The organism is Lichenicola sp. GTC18331 (assembly GCF_055386855.1).
The window spans coordinates 1,829,634-1,849,209 of the sequence record NZ_AP045015.1; the positions used below are offsets into that span (position 1 = coordinate 1,829,634).

The 19,576-nt window shown below is 68.3% G+C and carries 14 protein-coding genes and 1 riboswitch; of the genes, 4 read left to right on the forward strand and 10 right to left on the reverse strand.

Annotation, left to right across the window (positions count from 1 at the left end; genetic code table 11):
* Nucleotides 1–58: 58 nt before the first annotated feature.
* The 10 genes from ACZ5BM_RS08430 to ACZ5BM_RS08475 all read right to left on the reverse strand — a co-directional run bounded on the left by ACZ5BM_RS08430 (nucleotide 59) and on the right by ACZ5BM_RS08475 (nucleotide 12,270).
* Nucleotides 59–1,150, reverse strand: coding sequence for an aldose epimerase family protein (locus ACZ5BM_RS08430; RefSeq protein WP_498907460.1), 1,092 nt, complete (start codon nucleotides 1,148–1,150; stop codon nucleotides 59–61).
* A 248-nt stretch (nucleotides 1,151–1,398) separates the two neighbouring features.
* Nucleotides 1,399–2,748, reverse strand: a complete 1,350-nt coding sequence (locus ACZ5BM_RS08435) for a methyl-accepting chemotaxis protein (protein ID WP_498907461.1) — start codon at nucleotides 2,746–2,748, stop codon at nucleotides 1,399–1,401.
* 102 nt (nucleotides 2,749–2,850) lie between these two features.
* A complete protein-coding gene (locus tag ACZ5BM_RS08440; protein WP_498907462.1) occupies nucleotides 2,851–3,924 on the reverse strand; it encodes a WD40 repeat domain-containing protein in 1,074 nt (357 codons plus the stop codon).
* Complete coding sequence (locus ACZ5BM_RS08445; RefSeq protein ID WP_498907463.1) at nucleotides 3,921–4,895, reverse strand: CobW family GTP-binding protein; 975 nt, start codon at nucleotides 4,893–4,895, stop codon at nucleotides 3,921–3,923. Before ACZ5BM_RS08445 ends, ACZ5BM_RS08440 begins: the two co-directional genes overlap by 4 nt.
* Nucleotides 4,895–6,250 carry an O-antigen ligase family protein gene (locus ACZ5BM_RS08450; protein ID WP_498907464.1) on the reverse strand — a complete coding sequence of 452 codons (1,356 nt, stop codon included), beginning with the start codon at nucleotides 6,248–6,250 and terminating at the stop codon, nucleotides 4,895–4,897. The genes ACZ5BM_RS08445 and ACZ5BM_RS08450 overlap by 1 nt, the downstream gene beginning before the upstream one ends.
* Before the next feature lie 26 nt (nucleotides 6,251–6,276).
* The gene (locus ACZ5BM_RS08455) at nucleotides 6,277–7,380 is read right to left on the reverse strand and encodes a glycosyltransferase family 4 protein (RefSeq protein WP_498907465.1); all 1,104 of its coding nucleotides are present in this window, start codon (nucleotides 7,378–7,380) and stop codon (nucleotides 6,277–6,279) included.
* A gap of 14 nt (nucleotides 7,381–7,394) precedes the next feature.
* The gene (locus tag ACZ5BM_RS08460; RefSeq protein ID WP_498907466.1) at nucleotides 7,395–8,084 is read right to left on the reverse strand and encodes a glutathione S-transferase; all 690 of its coding nucleotides are present in this window, start codon (nucleotides 8,082–8,084) and stop codon (nucleotides 7,395–7,397) included.
* Between the two features lie 235 nt (nucleotides 8,085–8,319).
* On the reverse strand, nucleotides 8,320–10,131 hold the full coding sequence (locus ACZ5BM_RS08465) for a glycoside hydrolase family 15 protein (RefSeq protein ID WP_498907467.1): 1,812 nt from the start codon (nucleotides 10,129–10,131) through the stop codon (nucleotides 8,320–8,322).
* A gap of 167 nt (nucleotides 10,132–10,298) precedes the next feature.
* Nucleotides 10,299–11,405 carry an ROK family transcriptional regulator gene (locus ACZ5BM_RS08470; RefSeq protein WP_498907468.1) on the reverse strand — a complete coding sequence of 369 codons (1,107 nt, stop codon included), beginning with the start codon at nucleotides 11,403–11,405 and terminating at the stop codon, nucleotides 10,299–10,301.
* A gap of 340 nt (nucleotides 11,406–11,745) precedes the next feature.
* The gene (locus ACZ5BM_RS08475) at nucleotides 11,746–12,270 is read right to left on the reverse strand and encodes a hypothetical protein (protein WP_498907469.1); all 525 of its coding nucleotides are present in this window, start codon (nucleotides 12,268–12,270) and stop codon (nucleotides 11,746–11,748) included.
* A 235-nt stretch (nucleotides 12,271–12,505) separates the two neighbouring features.
* Nucleotides 12,506–12,603, forward strand: a riboswitch (glycine riboswitch).
* A gap of 200 nt (nucleotides 12,604–12,803) precedes the next feature.
* Here ACZ5BM_RS08475 and ACZ5BM_RS08480 point away from each other — a divergent pair.
* From ACZ5BM_RS08480 to gcvP, 4 genes are read left to right on the forward strand one after another with little or no spacing between them, the layout of a single operon-like run.
* Entirely contained in the window at nucleotides 12,804–14,207 is a 1,404-nt protein-coding gene (locus tag ACZ5BM_RS08480; protein ID WP_498911552.1) for an L-serine ammonia-lyase, read from the forward strand.
* 11 nt (nucleotides 14,208–14,218) lie between these two features.
* Nucleotides 14,219–15,517, forward strand: coding sequence for a serine hydroxymethyltransferase (gene glyA / locus ACZ5BM_RS08485; protein WP_498907470.1), 1,299 nt, complete (start codon nucleotides 14,219–14,221; stop codon nucleotides 15,515–15,517).
* Nucleotides 15,517–16,677 carry an aminomethyltransferase family protein gene (gene gcvT, locus ACZ5BM_RS08490; protein ID WP_498907471.1) on the forward strand — a complete coding sequence of 387 codons (1,161 nt, stop codon included), beginning with the start codon at nucleotides 15,517–15,519 and terminating at the stop codon, nucleotides 16,675–16,677. Before glyA ends, gcvT begins: the two co-directional genes overlap by 1 nt.
* Before the next feature lie 14 nt (nucleotides 16,678–16,691).
* Entirely contained in the window at nucleotides 16,692–19,574 is a 2,883-nt protein-coding gene (gene gcvP, locus ACZ5BM_RS08495) for an aminomethyl-transferring glycine dehydrogenase (RefSeq protein WP_498907472.1), read from the forward strand.
* Nucleotides 19,575–19,576 lie beyond the last annotated feature (2 nt).

Sequence of the window (19,576 nt, forward strand, 5' to 3'; positions counted from 1 at the left end):
CGACCTGCTGTTCCGGCGACAGGACGGGATCGGTGGGCTGGCTCATGGAACGGTCCTGTCAGGCGGCGACGGTGGAAAAGCGCCATATCGTCCGCGACCGGAACACACGGCCGGGATCGAGCCGGGTGTCGGGAAAATGCGGATGGTTGGGGCTGTCGGGGAAGTGCTGGGTTTCCAGGCAAAGCCCGTCGCCCTGGCGGTAAAGGAGGCCGGATTTTCCGGCGATGGTGCCGTCCAGGAAATTGCCGGAATAAACCTGCACCCCCGGCTCGGTGGTCAGAACCTCCAGCACGCGGCCGGAATGGAGGTCTTCCAGACGCGCGGCCAGAACCGGCTCATCGGCGGGCGCATCGCGCAGCACATAGTTGTGGTCGTAACCGCGCCCCAGCACGATCTGCGGTTCCGAGGCGTCGCGCACGCGATCGGCGATGCGGGCCGGCGTGCGGAAATCCAGCGCGGTGCCCGCCACCGGCATCAACGCTCCGGTCGGGATCATGGTCGGACCCACCGGCGTGATCCGGTCCGCGGCCACCATCAGGCGATGCTCCAACGCGCTGCGCCCACTTCCCTCCCCGGACAGGTTGAAGAAGCTGTGGTTGGTCAGGTTGATCACGGTCGGCGCGTCGGTGACGGCCTCGTAGTCGAGCGCCAGCCCGTCCTCGCCCAGCGTATAGGTGGTCCGCACGTCCAGCGTGCCGGGGAAGCCTTCCTCACCGTCCGGGCTGGTGCGCCGGAACGTCACGGAAGCCGCCTCGCCCGGTCCGGACACCCGCTCGATCTCCCAAAGCCGCACATCGAAACCGCGCACGCCGCCATGCAGCGCTTCCGCCCCGTCCGTCGGCGGAATGCGGTATTCTCGCTCGTCGAGACAGAACCGGCCGCCGCCGATCCTGTTGCCGAACCGGCCGATGGTGGCGCCGAAATATTGCGGCCGGCTCTCGTATTCGGCAGCGCTCGCATAGCCCAGCACGACATCCGCCGGACGCCCGTCCCGATCCGGCACGTGCAACGCCTGCAAGGTCGCGCCGAAGGCGATCACCCGCGCCTGAATGCCGGCCCGGTTGCGCAGCAACACGGACGCGACCGGTGTCCCGTCCGCGAGAACGCCGAACGAACCGCGCTCCGGCGCCGGATCATCGAGAGTCTTCATTACTCATACAATAAGCCAATCCCGGCCACTGGCAAGCGGCCGGACGAGCGTTTCATCACACCGTCCTCGATCTCGCCGCAGCCCAGACTGCCGACACCGCCAGCGGACGAACAGTCTTCGGATCGCCTGCTGCCGCCTCTATCCGGACCCACCGCCGATCGCGGAGAAGCTTCCCCGCTCGCACGTCATTTCAGGCCATTCGGCCGTCCCAAATTCGCCGGACGCGCCTCGGAACCGGGGCGAAACGCCTATGCCGCGCTCTTCACCTCGGCCAGGAAATCCCGCACCGCATCGGTCAGCCGCCCGGAGCGATCCGTCATCGACCGAACGGAACGATCCAGCTCCCGGGTCGCGCCCGTGGTCCGACGCGTATCCGTCTGGATCGCCGCCATCAGCTGATCCACCTCACGATTGTTGGTGGCCGCCTGAGACGCGCTGCGGGCGATCTCGGCGGTGGCCGCCCCTTGTTCCATCACCGACGCGGCGATGCCGCTGCTGATGGTGTTCATCCGGGCGATGGTCTGCGCGATCCCGGCGATCGCCTGGACCGCCTCCGTGGTCGCGGCCTGCATGTCCGCAATCTGGCGCGCGATATCCGCGGTCGCCTTGGCCGTCTGCTGCGCAAGGCCCTTCACCTCGTTGGCGACCACGGCAAACCCTTTGCCGGCATCGCCCGCACGGGCCGCCTCGATCGTCGCGTTCAACGCCAGCAGGTTCGTCTGGCCCGCGACCGCCTCGATCAAACGCACCACCTCGCCGATCCGCGCGGCGCCGTTGGCGAGCGCCTGCACCACCCCATCCGTACGGCGCGCATCCTCCACCGCCTGCCCGGCCACGCCGGCGGATTCGTCCACCTGGCGCTTGATCTCGGAAACGGAAGCGGACAGCTCCTCCGCCGCCGCGGCAACCGTCTGCACGCCGGCACTCGCCTCCGCCATCGCCACCACGACCGCATCCACCGACCCGCCCGAATTCTCCGCCGTATCGGCGATGCCGCGCGAGGTGCTGCCGAGAGCGGCGGCGGAACGATCCAGCTCCTCCACCACGCCGCCGATCCGGGCCCCGAACGCATCCGCGAAACCCGACACCAGCAGGCGGCGCGCCTCGGTCTCCCGTTCCGCATAGGTTTCCAACAGAAGCTCGACATCGAGCCACGCCGCCTTCTGCAGCGCATTGGCATGCGTATGTTTGCGGATGGATTCCTTGATGCCCGTGCGGCGGTTACACGGAACGTCGAGCTTCATGTCCCGCAGGATCATCTTGCTGACGGTCGCATGGCACAGCACCAGGGCATAGCCGGGCACCTGACAGGCCAGAAACGCGTTCGCGAGTCGTTGGGCGGACGGAAGAAACTCGGCATCGAACCGCCCGGTGACCACGCGCTGCCAGTGATCCAGGCGCGCCTTGTGCAGCGCCGGCTCCTTCAGGGCGCGGGCGATCTCCGGCCAGAACGAGAGTTCCTGGTGCGCGTCCTCCACGAGTTGCGGCAGACGATCCCGGGCGAATGTCGCGAATGTCTCGAGACAATCCAGATCCACATCGAGAATGCAGAATGTTTCCAGCCGGCGGCGATGCTGCTGGTCGACACGACCTGACATAATCGTTCCTAATCGGTCCAACGTTGGGCGAGAACCGCATCGTAAGACCGAGAGGAGAACAAACGGTTAATAGCGCCCATCATTCCGGACGCCGCCCATTGATTAGGTCTTCGCCGACAGATCCACCACGGCCACGGCGCCATTCTCGGTCCCGAACGCCAGACGCGTGCCGCTCGCATCGAAACACAAGGCCGACACCGCGCCTCGTCCGGCGCCGCAGACCGGCAGCACACGACGCGTGCCCACATCCGACATCAGCACCGTGCCGTCGGAGAATCCCGCCGCCACGATGTCGTGCTGCGGATGGAACGCCACGCGCACCGCCACCGCATCCGGCACGCCGGCCAGTTCCGTCGGCGCCTTGCCCATCGGCCCGCCACCGAAGAACGGCCACAGCACGATCGCTTCCGCACCCCCCGTCGCCAGCCAGCGCCCGTTGCGCGAGAACGCCATCGACTGGCACTTCGACGGATAGCCGGACATGCGCATGTTGTGCCCGTCCGCCAGACGCCAGCCATGCAGCTCGTTCTCCTGCATCGCCGTCACCAGCGCTTCGCCGTCCGGATGCAGCACCACGCCGATATGCGAGCCCTTCCACTCCAGACGGCGCGGGGTGTCGGATTTCGACGCGGTGAACCACACCGACGCGCCGCCGTAATGCGACACCGCGATCCGCTTGCCCTTGGCGTCGAAACACAGCCCGGACACCGTGCTCGGATGCTCCAGCGTCTTCAACAGCGCACCGGTGCCGTCGCGCAGTTCCACCTGCTTGCCCACCGCCGATGCGATCAGCCCGCCCGCGCCGGAACCCGGCTTGCCCGGAAAGCTCGCCACATGCTCGACCCAGCGGCGCCCCTTGCCGATCGGCGTGACCGCGCCGTCCGCGTCGATCCGGTTCAGCGCATTGTCGTCGCCGCCGGACACGAACCCGAACGGGCCGGAATCCGCCGCCAGAGACAGGATCGCCCCGTCATGCGCATCGCTGTCGCGCCAGTCGCCGCCCTCCGACGAACACAGGGCGACGCGCCCCTCCGCCGTCGAGAAACACACCGTCCGGTTGTCGCGCGAGAACGCGCAGCCGGACACGAACCCGTCCAGCCCGCGCTCCACCCCGCGCGTGCGCAGCAGATGGTCGTGATCGGCCATGGCAGCCGCGTTGTCGGCGGCGTCGCTCATGCGCGGCAGCCTTCGAACCCGCGACGCAGGCGCGGGCGGTTCAGGTCGCGGCCGATGAACACGATGCGCGAGGTGCGCGCCTCGTCCTCCTTCCACGGCGCCACGAAATCGCCGTCCGCCATCATGTGCACGGCCTGGAAGGCGAAGCGGCGCGGCTCGTTGACGTAGGACAGAATGCCCTTGGAGCGCAGGATGTTGGCGCCCTGCTCCTGCAGCACCTGACCGATCCAGCTCTGGAACTTCTTCGGGTCGAGCGGCTCGTGCAGTTCGAACGACAAGGACGACACGTCCTCGTCATGGCTGTGGCTTTCGTCCTCCAGGAAGTCCGGCGCGATCTCCAGCGCCCGCTGCAGGTCGAACCCGCCCTGGTCCAGAACGTCGGTCAGGGACACGTTGCCGCGCACGGCGCGATGGATGCGCACCGGCCGGTTGATCGAGCGGATGCGATCCTCAAGCGCGGACAGCGCCGCCTCGTCCACCAGATCGCACTTGTTCAGGATCACCACGTCGGCGAAGGCCACCTGGGTGCGCGCCTCCGCGCTGTCCGTCAGCCGCGCGGGCAGGTTCAGCGCGTCCACCACCGTCACCACGGCGTCGAGACGGCATTTCTCGCGCACGGCATCGTCCACGAAGAAGGTCTGCGCGACCGGAGCCGGGTCGGCCAGCCCGGTGGTCTCGACGATGATCCCGTCCAGCTTCTGCCGCCGCTTCATCAACGCGCCCAGGATGCGGATCAGGTCGCCGCGCACGGTGCAGCAGATGCAGCCGTTGTTCATCTCGAACACTTCCTCGTCGGCATCCACCACGAGGTCGTTGTCCACGCCCAGCTCGCCGAACTCGTTGATCACCACCGCATATTTGCGGCCATGATTGGCGGTCAGGATGTGGTTCAGCAGCGTGGTCTTGCCGGCGCCGAGATAGCCGGTCAGCACCGTCACCGGCACCAGGGTGTTGGAAGGGACGTCAGACATCAAGGCTCGCTCCGGGGGAGAATGCGTCGGCGCTCGATATAGGCTTCGGACAGCCCCACGCCCAGGAGCAGAAAGAACCACCCGCCCAGCGGCATGTTGGTGAAGGCGCTGGACGAGGCGATCGGCCATTCGTGGATGAACACCGCCGCGAACAGGCCGACGCGCCACGCGAACAGCGTCCCGTCGGTGCCAGGACGCCGACGCAACAGCCCACGCCCCAGCGCCGCCAGCCAGAACACCACCATCGCGGCGAACAGGATCAGCCCCGGCACGCCGGCATCGGTCAGCGCCTGCAGCGCATGGTTGTGGGCGTGCTGCACGCAGATATCCGCGCCGCCGCCATCGCCCGGACGATCGCCCCAGGGCGGCCAGGCATGGAAATAGGCCGGATCGTCGCAGCCATGCCGGAACCCATCGAAACCGAGCCCGGTCAATGGGTTGGAATAGGCGATGCTGGCGGCACGGTTGAAGATCAGCCCGTAGGGGCTGCGCCCGAAATGCTCCATCTGGCGCTGGAACAAGAGCACCAGATGGCCGAAACTCTCCGGCGACACCAGCGCGGACGCCGCAACCAGCGCAGGCGCCAGAACCAGCACGCCCAGCAGGATCGGCCGCAGGCTGCGCAGGAACAGCCCCGACACCAGAAGCCCGAACAACAACAGAAGCAGCGGCATACGCTGCCCGGCCAGCACCATCACGGCGATCCCGGCCAGAAGCGGCGCCGCCGCGACGATTCCGCCCGGAACGCGCCCCCGCACGGCCCCCACGCGCGCCGCCAGCCACACGCTCCCCGCCAGCATCACCGGCAGCAGCAGACGCGACAAGGGCGCTGCGGCACGCGGCTTGTCGTAGGGCCCGGTCAGCGTACCGTCGCCGAAACGCGGATCGCCGAACAGGTTGAACCCCAGCACCGCCTGGATCAGCATCTGCGCGGCGATGTAGAGGCAGCACGCCACCACGATCCAGCGCATCGCCCGGCGCACGCGGTCGTCGCGCAGCGCCACATGCTGGAGACAGGCGGCGAACACCAGGAACCGCACCGTCATCAGCGCCTGGAACAGACCGGGCCAGCCCCCGGCGCCGAACGGCCCGAACGGCATCGAGCAGATGCACAGCCAGACCCACCACAAGGCCGCCATGCCGACCCAGGGCGTGCGAAGCCAGAACCAGCCGCCCGACACGACGGAGCGCAGCAGGAACAGGATCGCGGCGGTGTCGATGCAGGCCTCGGCCAGACCGCGCCCATGGGTCAGGAACAGCGGACACAACAGCGCCGCACCGATGCAGATCCGGTCGAACACGCGAACGATCGCCGCACGGCGCGGCGGCAGAACCGGCTCCACAGCGGTGGACACCGCACGCCCATCCCCGATCCGACCGCTCAACCCACCGTCCCCCGCCATTCCGCCAGGCGCCACTCTGCCAGCCGCGCACGCGCCTGCGGCAGATCGAACCCGGCCGCCCGCTTCAGACCGGCCTTGCCGAGACGATTCCGCAAACGCGAATCCCCCGCCAAACGCCGGATCGCGTCTTCCAGCGCTCCCGCAGGCTCCGGCTCGACAACCAGAGCCGCATTGCCCACCACCTCCGCCAGCCCGCCACGGCCGGAACACACCAGGGCGGCCCCGCTGGCCATGGCCTCCAGCGCCACGAGACCGAACGGCTCCGGCCAGCGGCTCGGCACCACCACGATCGCCGCACGCGCCATCGCGTCCAGCACCGCCTCATGCGGACGGTGACCGTGCAGCACGATCCCGGCCGCTTCGGCGCGCGGCAGAACCACGTCCTCGAACGGGGTGCGCGGCGCGTCCGCCCGGAAACGGTCGGCGCCGATCATCTCCGCGCGCCAGTTCGGCAACTCGGGCAGCAGCGTTTCCATCGCCCGCACGAAGCAGTCCGCGCCCTTGTCGGCCACGGTGCGCCCGGCGAACAGGATGGTGCGGTCGCGTCGCGCGGCACGCGTCGGCAGGGCGGACAGATCGAGGCAGTTCGGCAGAACCTCGACGGCGGCACCCGGCGGCAAACGCGCCAGGAAGCGCTGCGCCACCCAATCCGACACTGCCACCACACGCACACGCTTCAACAGCCCCCGGCGCGCGGCAGGGCTTCCGGCGCCGCGCATGCCCTGCGGATCGTTGTGCAGAAACAAACTGACCCGGCAGCGGGGAAAGCGGCGCGCCAGGGACCGGGCCACGTCCGGCCGGTTATGCACCTCGATCGCGTCCACGGGCGCGTGACGCAGAATGGCGGCGACCCCGGCGGCATAGCGCAGGGCCGCGCGCAGGGGCGACCAGCGCGGCGGCACCACGCCCCGGAACCGCGTGCCGGCGAACGGCGCGTCGATCCCGGCCCGGCCCAGAACCAGATCCTCCGCCCCGGCCAGCCGATGCACCATCAGCCCGACGGCGCCGACGGAATCGGGCGAGAATCCCTCCCGGGGCGGCAGGACGATGGCGATGCGCGGTGCTGGCTCGGCGGAAGGCACTGGAGGCGGGGCGATCAGGCGACATCCTCGTAGCGGTCGAGCTGCCAGGAGGCAGGCTCGGCGGCGGCCTCGTCATACCATTCGCGCATCAGGGGATGCGCCCTGACGGCGGCGCGATAGGCGGTGGCGACCGGGCCGGTCTGCACATGATAGCCGTCCAGACGCGCCACGACGGGGGCGAACATCGCATCCGCCGCGCCGAACCGCGCGCCGAACAGGAACGGCCCGCCGCCGCCGAAGCGATGCAGCGCGTCGGACCAGAGCTGCTCGATCCGGTCGATATCGTGCTGCACATCCTCCGCGATGCCGTCGGCGAGCGGCCGGTCGCGGCCCAGATTCATCGGCATGGCGATGCGCAGCGCCCGGAACCCGGCATGCATCTCCGCGGACAGAACCCGCGCATGGGTCCGCGCCGCAAGCGTGTCCGGCCACAAGGCCGGCTCCAGTTCGGCGCCATATTCGGCGATGGCGAGGCTTTCCCAGACCTGCAATCCGCCATGGAACAGGAACGGCACCAGCCCGCTCGGGCTGGCATCGCCCACGGCACTCGGCGACTGGCCCAGAGGAATCAGCTTCACCGCCGGATCGAGCCCGGCCAGACGCACCAGCAGCCAGCCGCGCAGGGACCAGGAGGAATAACGCCTTGTGCCGATCAGAAGCGTGCCGCGGTCCCGCGGATCGGGCGATCCGGGATTGTTCGACATCGGAAGCGCTCCCCCTGCTGAAACCGCTCCGTTCTTAGGGCAGCCACCAGTCCCGGCGCAAACCGCCTCGCCACGAGGTCTCAGCGCGCGAATCGAATGGCGAGACGAAGAGGCGTTCTTTCTTGAAAGAAAGAACCAAAGAACTTCTGTTCGTTTGATTCCGTATTGCGGCGCCCCACCGCTCCAAACGAACAAAAGTCTTTCTGCTTCTTTTTCTTCAGAAAAAGAAGATCCTTCACCCTTCGCTCAAAGCCCGATCCAGATAGTACGCCGCCGAGATCAGCGCCAGATGGGTGAAGGCCTGCGGGAAGTTGCCGAGATGCTCGCCAGCCGGCCCCAGCTCTTCGGCGAAGAGACCGAGATGATTGGCGTAGCCGAGCATCTTCTCGAACAGGAACCGCGCCTGCGCCACATCGCCGGCCCGCGCCAGACACTCCACATACCAGAACGAGCACATGGTGAACGTGCCCTCGTCGCCATGCAGCCCGTCATGGCCGGGACCGCCATCCGCCGTGTCGGTGTCGTAGCGATAAACGAGGCTGTCGGCGGCCAGGAGGCGCCCCACCGCATCCAGGGTCGAGCGGAACCGCGGATCGGTGGCGCTGATGAACCGCACCAGAGGCATCAACAGGCAGGATGCGTCCAGGGCGGTGCCGCCCTTGAACTGCACGAAATAGCCCAGCTCCTCGTTCCAGAACTCCTCGTGGATCTCGCGATAGATCTCGTCGCGGCATTCCGTCCAGAGCGTCTTCGCCGGCAGGCCACGCTTGGTCGCCAGACGGATGGCGCGATCGAACGCGACCCAGCACATCAGGCGCGAATGCAGGAAATGCTGCCGCCCGCCGCGAACTTCCCAGATACCCTCGTCCGGTTGGTCGTAGTTCTCTGACAGATAGTCGAGAAACCGCACTACGCCGTTCCAGCGCTCGAAACTCACCTGCTCGCCATGCGCGTCGCAGAGGTAGAGCGCATCCATCAGCTCGCCATAGATGTCGAGCTGCAACTGCCCGTTGGCGCCATTGCCGATCCGCACGGGCTGGCTGTCGGCATAGCCCGACAGATGTGGCAACTCTTCCTCGTCCGGCGTCGGCGAACCGTCCACCGAATACATGATGCTGAGCGCACCGCCTTCGGGAAGGTCGCGTGCGCGGTCGCCGAGCCAGCTGATGAAGCGATTGGCTTCCTCCGTATGGCCGATGCGCAGAAAGGCGTAGATGGAGAAAGCGGAGTCGCGCAGCCAAGTGTAGCGGTAGTCCCAGTTCCTGATCCCGCCGATCTCTTCCGGCAGGCCGAACGTCGCCGCGGCCACCATGGAGCCGTGCTCGGCCGAGCACAGCAGCTTCAAGGCGAGCGAGGAGCGCGTCACCTGATCGTGCCAGCGTCCGTGATAGGTCGCACGCCCCACCCAGTCGCGCCAGAAATCGCAGGTCCGCTTGAAATCGCGCGACACAATGTCGTCGTCCAGCGTGTCCGGGCAGGCATTGTCGGCGCGATCGGCTTCCTCGATCACGAACGCGGCGGTCTCGTTCTCCTTCAGGGAGAACTCCGCCACCACCGCCCCATCCTCGATCGACAAAGGCTTGGTCGACAACAAACGCAAACGCTGACCGCCGTTCTCCGGCGCGAACACGGCGGATTTCCCTTCCAGGGTCACCGTATGCGCGGCGCGGCCATAATCGAACCGCGGCGCGCAACGCATGCGGAACCGGCATTCGTGACGCACCGCCTTCACGCGCCGCACCAGGCGCTGGCAATCCGCCGTTTCCGCGACCGGCATGAAATCCGACACCTCCGCCACGCCTTCGTGCGACAGGAAGCGCGTCAGCAGGACATTGGTGTCCGGCACATAGAGCTGCTTGTGACGCGCCCCGTTCAGCGCGGGGCGAAGACAGAACGAGCCGTCCTCGTCCCCGCCCAGCAGGGAGGCGAAGATGCTGGGACTGTCGAAGCGCGGCCAGCACAGGAAATCGATGGTTCCGTCGAGCGCCACCAGGGCAGTGGTGCGCAGATCGCCGATGACGCCGTGGTCTTCGATCGCATGGGGCACGGGGCGGACTCCTGTGGCTGGTCCGTCGTAACGGAACGGTGAGCCTCCCGGTTGCCATCGGCCGATCTGCGCCGTGACCACGTCATCGTTCACCGTGGCGTTCGACCGGTCCGGAACAGGCTTCTCCGCGCCTCGGGACCCCGATGCGTCCCGACCGACGCGGCCGTTCAACCGTCCAGGAAGGCCTGGGCGAGCAGGGTGGCGGCGGCGCCGGTCGCGGCAGCGTGTCGCGTCACATCGGCCTTGAGCAGTCGCGGCCGGAGCGCCCGTTCCTCGTCCGGCCAACGGATGCGCCCGATCAGCCGATCGGCCAGGGCGGAAGGAAGCAGCCCGCCCAGAACCACGGCGTCGCTGTCGAACAGGGCCTGCACGGCGTTCGCCGCGAACGACACCGACGGGGCGTGCCGGTCGATCCAGCGCTCCACCGCCGGCAGGGACGGATCGAGTTCGGCGACCAGATGGCCCGCGTCGCGGAACCGCACCCCGTCGCCCTCGAGATCGGCGCGGAGCGAGCCGAGCGTCGGCACGGGCAGACCGGCCGCCGCCAGCACAGCCTGCATCTCGCCCGCCTTGCCGCTCCTGCCCCGGAGCAGCCTGCCGCGATCGATCAGCCCGGCGCCGAAGCCATGCCCGATATCCAGATACGCGAAGCTTTCGAAGCGCTGCCCGGCGCCGAGCAGCTGCTCGCCCACCGCCGCCGCATGGGCGATGGTCTCCACCGCGAACGGCAGGCCCAGCGCCTGCTGCATCGCGCCCGGCAGGTCGGGCAGCGTCCAGTCCTCCGGCGCGCCGGGCAAGGAACCGGCGACCGCCAGCCCGGCGCCGATCAGGCCGCGCCGCTTCAATCCGGATCCGTTCAGCTGGGTGTCGAGGAACCGTTCGATCCGACCCGCCACCTCGCCCCTGTGCAGGCCGGGCACGCCGACGGGAGCCGCCGCGCGGATCGTACCGGTGAAATCCATCAGCACCGCCTCGGCATGATCGGCCATGACGGAAACGCCGAGCACGGCGATGGCGCCCGCACGCAGTCGCACCGCATTGCTGGGTTTTCCACGCTTCTGCAGCACGGTGTCGCCGATCTCCAGCAGGCCGCGCCCGGCCAGATCGGTGGTGGCGCGGAACACGGCGACGCCCGGCAGGCCGGTTGCTTCGATCAGTTCGGCGCGGCTCACCGTGCCGCGCGCCCGGACCGTGCGCAGCACGAGCCGCTCGCGCGACGTCAGGTCGGCCAGGGGGCCGGTCCTGGAAGCGAAACGTCCTGCGCGATCGACCATCGGAAAACCACCCGCCGGACGCGGCATGACGCCCCGTCGTTTCGACGCCCTGCCCCGCCCCGGAAACCGCACGGGGAACCACCGCCACGGGATCGTGATCACATTATCATACATGGTGTAATTTAATGCCCGCAAGAGGCTGCAGTGTCGCCTCCCCTTCCAAGCATCACGCCGCTCCCGCCGCGCGCCCGGCCGGAGAAAGACAGCCCCCCGCCGCGATCCGGTCGACACGATCTCCTTTCTCGACTGTGTCCTACCCTTCAGCGACAGAACGACCTCCGCCGCACGCCGTCCGCGATGGCGACATCGTCGGTGCGTCACGAGCCGTGACCGTGGTTCGTCATTCGGCTCGCTTCTCGGCCGGTTCCCACCAGGACCGAATCAGGTAGCGCCATGGAAGGAGACGGCCGACGATCGTGCCGATCGCGATGCTTACAACTACGTCTTCGATCAACGATGCCGCGCGGATCCACGCCGAGCCTTCGGCCACATGTATTATTCGGCATGAGACGGCCCAGACACCACCATAGATCGCGCCGACTACCATCGAGGTTCGCCGGGATGGGCCTGCCCAATGCTGGGCGAGAGCAGAAACGAAGCCGAACGACAAGGTCGTTTTCCAGAGCGCGAAAGAGCCGATCAGACCGAGAACCGGAACCATCAGGCTCATGGAAAAATCCGACCACGCCAGCGTGACGTTCGACCAGGCGGCGACGTAGCCGGGAGCTTGAAAGAGATTTTTCCGAAGCTCGAGCACGCACGCGCCAAGAACAAGGAATGGCGCCGCGATCGGCCCGGAGAGAAGCGCCACGAGCAAGGAAGGAACGAAGGTTTCCCGGAGCAGGACGAGCAGTCGTCGCGACATGGGGCCTCTCGCATTTCGGCGGATCATCGACGCCTTCCACGACCGGACGCTTCGTTGATCCGCACGCTCCTTGATCGTTGCAGGCTTGCACAGAACCGTCTCCGTCGGGAGGGCCGACATGTCCGCCGCGTCGTCCGCATCAGGCAGGACGCGACCGTCTGGCTGGAGGTGCGTCCCGTGTCTCTTTGCCCGAGTCTCTTTGATTGACACCGTTCCTGCCGGCTGCGATGAAGCCGGCATCGATGTGGGAGAGATCGGCGGGGCTTCGGTCCGGCCGGCGCCGAAGGAGCAACCGCCCCGGAAACTCTCAGGCAGAAGGACCGCATCGGTTCGAACTTCTGGAAAGAGGCGTTCCCCGCGGGAGCGTCCGCCGACGGGATAACGATCTCAGGCAAAGCAAACAGAAGGGGCGCGTTGACGGACCGTTTCGTCCGTTCCCCGGCGATCGCACCAAGGATCGCACCCGGGAGCGCCGTGCCATGACCGACGCCGACACCACCGACCTGCGCACCGAACGCCGCCCCAACGGCGACATGCTCGCCCGCGCGATCAGCGTGTTCGATCTCTACACGATCGGCATCGGTCCTTCGAGTTCGCACACCGTGGGTCCGATGCGGGCCGGGCGCTTGTTCGCGCAGGCGGCGATCGAGACGGCGGACGAGCGCGGCACCGTGCCCGTCTCGGTGCATTGCCGCCTCTACGGCTCCCTGGCGCTGACCGGACATGGCCATGCCACCGACACCGCCGTGATCCTGGGTCTGGCCGGCTGGGCGCCGGACGGGATCGATCCGGATCGCGTGCCGGCTTTGCTGGGTGCGATCGCGACGGGCGGAACGCTGATGCTGGGCGACCGCGTCCCGGTGCCGTTCGCCCAGGCGCGCGATCTGGTGTTCGACCGCGACACCTTCCATCCCGGCCACCCCAACACGCTTCTGTTCACCTGCGGCTTCGCAGACGGCAGCGCGATGGAGCGCGTGTTCCATTCGATCGGCGGCGGGGTGGTTCTGGAAGCGGGCGTGCCGCCGGTGGCGGCCAATGTGCGCCAGCCCTTCCCCTTCGCGTCCGGCGAGGAGCTGCTGGACCGGGCGACCGTGTCCGGTCTGGGCATTGCCGGGGTGGTGTCGGTCAACGAGACCGTGTGGCGTTCCGAGGCGGAGACCGACGCGTTTCTGGATGCCGTGGCGGGGGCGATGTCGGGCTGCATCGATCGCGGCTGCAGCGCGTCCGGCATTCTGCCGGGCGGGCTCGGCGTGCGTCGCCGTGCCGGTGCGATCAAGGCGGCGCTGGAGGCCGCCGATCGCACGCCCGGTCCGCAGGACGTGTTCGAATGGGTGAGCCTCTGGGCTCTGGCCGTGAACGAGGAGAACGCGGCCGGCGGCCGGGTGGTGACGGCGCCGACCAACGGCGCTGCCGGGGTTCTGCCCGCTGTTCTGCGCTACTACGAGCGTTTCACCCCCGGCGCGGACGCGGCGGGTGCGCGACGTTTCCTGCTGACGGCGGCGGCGATCGGCTTTCTCTACAAGAAGCGCGCGTCGATCTCCGCGGCCGAGATGGGCTGCCAGGGCGAGGTGGGGGTGGCGTGTTCCATGGCCGCCGCCGCTTTGTGCGCGGTTCTGGGCGGCACGGATGCGCAGGTCGAGAATGCGGCCGAGATCGGCATGGAGCACAATCTGGGCCTGACCTGCGATCCGATCGGCGGTCTGGTGCAGGTGCCCTGCATCGAGCGCAACACGATGGGGGCGGTGAAGGCGATCAACGCGGCCTATCTTGCCCTTCGCGGCGACGGGCAGCACATCGTCTCGCTGGACGCCGTGATCGAGACCATGCGCCAGACCGGCGACGACATGCGTTCGAAATACAAGGAAACCAGCCTGGGCGGGCTTGCCGTGACCTGCCGCCTTCCGGTCAACCTCGCGGTCAACCACGTCGAATGCTGAAGGATAGCACCATGTCGGACTTCTTTTCCCGCTCGCTCCGCGACGATCCGCTGATCGCCGACGCGTTGTCGGCCGAGCTGGTGCGTCAGGACGAGGGCATCGAGCTGATCGCCAGCGAGAACATCGTGTCTCCGGCGGTTCTGGCGGCGCAGGGTTCGGTGCTGACCAACAAATACGCCGAGGGTTATCCGGGCCGGCGCTATTACGGCGGTTGCGCCGAGGTTGATGTGGTCGAGACGGCGGCGATCGAGCGCGCGACCAAGCTGTTCGGCTGCGGCTACGCCAACGTGCAGCCGCATTCGGGCGCGCAGGCCAACGGCGCCGTGATGATGGCGCTGCTGAAGCCGGGCGACACGTTTCTCGGCATGGCGATCGATGCCGGCGGCCATCTGACGCACGGCGCCAAGCCGACCGTGAGCGGCAAGTGGTTCAACGCCGTGCAGTACGGCGTGCGCCGCCAGGACGGTCTGCTGGATTACGACCAGGTCGAGAGCCTGGCGCGCGAGCACAAGCCGAAGCTGATCATCGCCGGCGGTTCGGCGATTCCGCGCCAGATCGATTTCGCCCGGTTCCGCGCCATCGCCGACGAGGTGGGCGCGCTTCTGATGGTGGACATGGCGCATTTCGCCGGTCTCGTGGCGGGCGGCGCGCATCCGAGCCCGTTCCCGCACGCGCATGTGGCGACCACGACAACGCACAAGACCCTGCGCGGTCCGCGCGGCGGCATGATCCTGTGCAACGACGAGGCTTTGGCCAAGAAGATCAATTCGGCGGTGTTCCCCGGCCAGCAGGGTGGGCCGCTGATGCATGTGATCGCCGCCAAGGCGGTGGCGTTCGGCGAGGCTCTGCGTCCGGATTTCCGCGACTATGCCGCCCAGGTGGTGGTGAATGCGCGTGTGCTGGGCGAGCAGCTCGTGGCGCGCGGGCACGAGCTGGTGGCGGGCGGCACCGACACGCATCTGGTTCTGCTGGATCTGCGTCGTGCCGGCGTGACCGGCAAGGCGGCGGAAGCGTCCCTGGAGCGGGCCGGCCTGACCTGCAACAAGAACGGCATCCCCTACGATCCGCTGCCGCCTGCGCAGACCAGCGGCATCCGCCTGGGGTCGCCTGCCGCCACCACGCGCGGTTTCGGCGAAGCCGAGTTCCGCGAGGTGGCGAACCTGATCGCCGACGTCCTGGACGGGCTGAAGCAGAATCCGGACGACAATTCGGCGGCGGAGAACGCCGCGCATGCGTCGGTGAAGGCCTTGTGCAAGCGCTTCCCGCTCTACGGCGCCGGTACCGCGTCCGCCGGTGCGAAGGCTGCCTGATGGACGAGCATGCCATCGCGGCGGTGACGCCGGAGCCTTTGTCGCGCACGCCGCTGCATGCGCTTCATCTCGAGCTGGGCGGCCGCATGGTGCCGTTCGCCGGCTACGAGATGCCGGTGCAGTATCCGACCGGGATCATGACCGAGCACACCCATGTGCGCTCCGCCTGCGGCCTGTTCGACGTGTCGCACATGGGCCAGATCGGCCTGCGCCATCGCTCGGGCAAGCTGCTGGATGCCGCTCTGGCGCTGGAGCGTCTGGTGCCGGCGGATATCGTCGCGTTGAAGCCGGGGCGGCAGCGTTATGCGCTGTTCACCACGCCGGAAGGCGGCATCTCGGACGATCTGATGGTCGCCGCCGAAGAGGATCGTCTGTTCCTGGTGGTGAATGCCGGGCCGAAGCTGGCCGATCTGGCGCATCTGCAGCAGCATCTGGGCGCGGATTGCGAGATCGTGTTCCAGGCCGACCGGGCGCTGCTGGCATTGCAGGGTCCGGGCGCGGAGGCGGCTCTGGCCGCCCTGGCGCCCGAAGTGACGGCGATGCGGTTCATGGATTTCCGCCGCCTCTCGATCGACGGGCATGACTGCACCGTGTCGCGCTCCGGCTATACCGGCGAGGACGGGTTCGAGATCGGCATGCCGGCCCGTGCGGCCGAGGCGATCGCGCGCCGCCTGCTGGCGCAGCCCGACGTTCTGCCGATCGGTCTGGGCGCGCGCGACAGCCTGCGCCTTGAAGCCGGTCTGTGCCTGTACGGTTCCGATCTCGACACCGGCACCAGCCCGGTGGAAGCGGCGCTGGAATGGGCGATCCAGAAGAGCCGCCGCTTCGGCGGCGTGCGGGGCGACGGGTTCATCGGCGCCGCGCGCATTCTGGCCGAGCTGGAGAACGGGGCCGCGCGCCGCCGCGTGGGTCTGCGCCCGGACGGCCGCGCGCCGTTGCGGGCGGGTGCGCCGTTGTTCCTGCCGGACGATCCGACCACGCCGGTCGGGCATGTGACGTCCGGCGCGTTCGGGCCGACGCTGCAGGCGCCCGTGGCGATGGGCTACGTGCCGACCGCCCTGGCCCAGCCGGGCACCGTTCTCCTGTCCGAACTGCGCGGCCGTCCGGTTTCCGTGACCGTGAGCCCGACCCCGTTCGTTCCCCCCACCTACAAGCGTTAAGAATCGATAGTCCGATGACCGAGCAGACACTCTGGGCCGGCACGAGCGCATCGGGCGACTCGTTTGCCAAGCGGCATATCGGCCCGGATGCGGCCGAGGTCGCAGCGATGTTGCGCGTGATCGGCGCGGCCGATCTGGAAGCGTTGACGGCGGAAACCGTGCCGTCCTCGATCCGCATGGCGCCGGGGGCCTGGGACGACGCCTGGGCGGCGGCGGGTCTGGGCGAAGGGCTGACCGAGACGGCGGTTCTGGCCAGGCTGCGCGGCATGGCCGGGCGCAACCGGGTTCTCACCTCGCTGATCGGCCAGGGCTATCACGGCACCATCCTGCCCGGCGTGATCCAGCGCAACATCCTGGAAAATCCGGCCTGGTACACGGCCTATACCCCGTATCAGCCGGAGATCAGCCAGGGTCGCCTGGAAGCGCTTCTGGCGTTCCAGACCCTGGTCTGCGACCTGACCGGTCTCGACGTGGCCAATGCCTCGCTTCTGGACGAGGCGACGGCGGCGGCGGAAGCGATGACGCTGGCCAAGCGCATGGCGAAGGCGAAGAGCAACAGCTTCCTCGTCGATGCGGGCGTGCATCCGCAGACCCTGGCGGTGCTGCGGACCCGGGCCGAGCCGATGGGCATCGACCTCGTCGTGTGCGATCCGGAAACGGCCGACGCTGGGGCCGTGTTCGGCGCGCTGCTGCAATATCCCGACACCCATGGCCGCATCCGCGATCCGCGCGCGCTGATCGCCCGTCTGCACGAGGCGGGCGCGCTGGTGGCGATGGCGGCCGATCCGCTGGCGCTGGTTCTGCTGGCTTCGCCGGGCGCGCTGGGCGCGGACATCGCCATCGGCTCGATGCAGCGTTTCGGCGTGCCGATGGGATATGGCGGGCCGCATGCGGCCTACATGGCGGTGCGCGACGCGTTCAAGCGCTCCATGCCGGGGCGTCTGGTGGGGGTGTCGATCGATGCGGCCGGGCGTCCGGCCTATCGCCTCGCGCTTCAGACCCGCGAGCAGCATATCCGCCGCGAGAAGGCGACCTCCAACATCTGCACCGCGCAGGTTCTGCTGGCGGTGATCGCCGCGATGTATGCGGTGCATCACGGCCCGGACGGGTTGCGCGCGATCGCGTCGCACGTGGCGCGCCGGGCGCAGGTCCTGGCGGCGGGTCTGCGCGCGCTGGGCTGCGCGGTGGAGAACGACCGCTTCTTCGACACGGTGACGGTGAAGACCGGAACCGAGACCGATGCGATCCTGGCGCGCGCGCTCGACGCGGGCATCAATCTGCGCCGGATCGATGACGGGCGGCTGGGCGTCAGCCTGGACGAAACCACTACGCCGGAGATCATCCGCGCGGTGTGGCAGGCCTTCGGCGGCCAGCCGGACGAGGCGTCCCTGTCGGCGGAGGACGCCATCCCGGCGGAGCTGCGCCGGACCGGGGCGCTGCTGGAGCACGAGGTGTTCCGCACCCATCATTCCGAGACCGAGATGCTGCGCTTCCTGCGCCGCTTGTCGGACCGGGATCTGGCGCTGGACCGGACCATGATCCCGCTCGGCTCCTGCACCATGAAGCTGAACGCCACGGTGGAGATGATGCCGATCACCTGGCCGGGCTTCTGCGACATGCATCCGTTCGCGCCGGCCGATCAGGCCGAGGGCTATGCGGAGCTGTTCGCCGATCTGGAAGCAAAGCTCTGCGCGGTGAGCGGCTACGATGCCGTGTCCTTGCAGCCCAATTCGGGCGCCCAGGGCGAATATGCCGGTCTGCTGGCGATCCGCGGCTATCACCGCGCACGCGGCGAGGCGCATCGCGACATCTGCCTGATCCCGGCCTCCGCGCACGGCACCAACCCGGCTTCCGCCCATATGGTCGGCATGCGCGTGGTGGTGGTGGGCTGCGACCGCGAGGGCAACGTGGATGTGAGCGATCTGCGCGCCAAGATCGCGCAGCATCGCGACCAGCTCGCGGCGATCATGATCACCTACCCGTCCACGCATGGCGTGTTCGAGGAGCAGGTACGCGAGATCTGCGATCTGGTGCACGAGGCCGGCGGGCAGGTCTATCTGGACGGGGCCAATCTGAACGCCCAGGTGGGTTTGTCGCGTCCGGGCGCGTTCGGCGCCGACGTGAGCCATTTCAACCTGCACAAGACCTTCTGCATTCCGCATGGCGGCGGCGGTCCCGGCATGGGCCCGATCGGCGTCGGCGCGCATCTGGCGCCGTTCCTGCCCGGTCGTCCGGACCGGGGCGGCGCGCATGCCGTGTCGGCGGCGAACTGGGGGTCGGCCTCGATCCTGCCGATTTCCTATGCCTACATGCTGCTGATGGGGGCGGACGGGCTGCGCCGCGCGACGCAGGTGGCGATCCTGAACTCGAACTACATCGTGAAGCGTCTCGAGGGCGCCTATCCGGTGCTGTATCGGGGCGCGCAGGGCCGCGTGGCGCACGAGTGCATCGTCGATCTGCGTCCGTTCAAGGACAAGCACGGCATCACCGTGGACGACATCGCCAAGCGCCTGATCGACCATGGGTTCCATGCGCCGACGGTGAGCTTCCCGGTGGCGGGCACCTTCATGATCGAGCCGACGGAGTCGGAAAGCCGGGTCGAGCTGGACCGGTTCTGCGATGCGATGCTGGCCATCCGCGCCGAGATCGAGGCGGTGGAGAACGGCGAGATGGCGGTGGACGCCAGCCCGCTGCGCCATGCGCCGCATACGCTGGCGGATCTGGTGTCGAGCGGGTGGGATCGTCCGTACAGCCGGGAGGCGGGGTGTCTGCCCGGCGGCGTGACGGCGCAGGACAAGTATTTCCCGCCCGTGGGTCGTCTCGACAATTCCTATGGCGACCGGAACCTCGTGTGTTCCTGCCCGCCGATGGAGACCTACGCCGAAGCGGCGGAATAGGC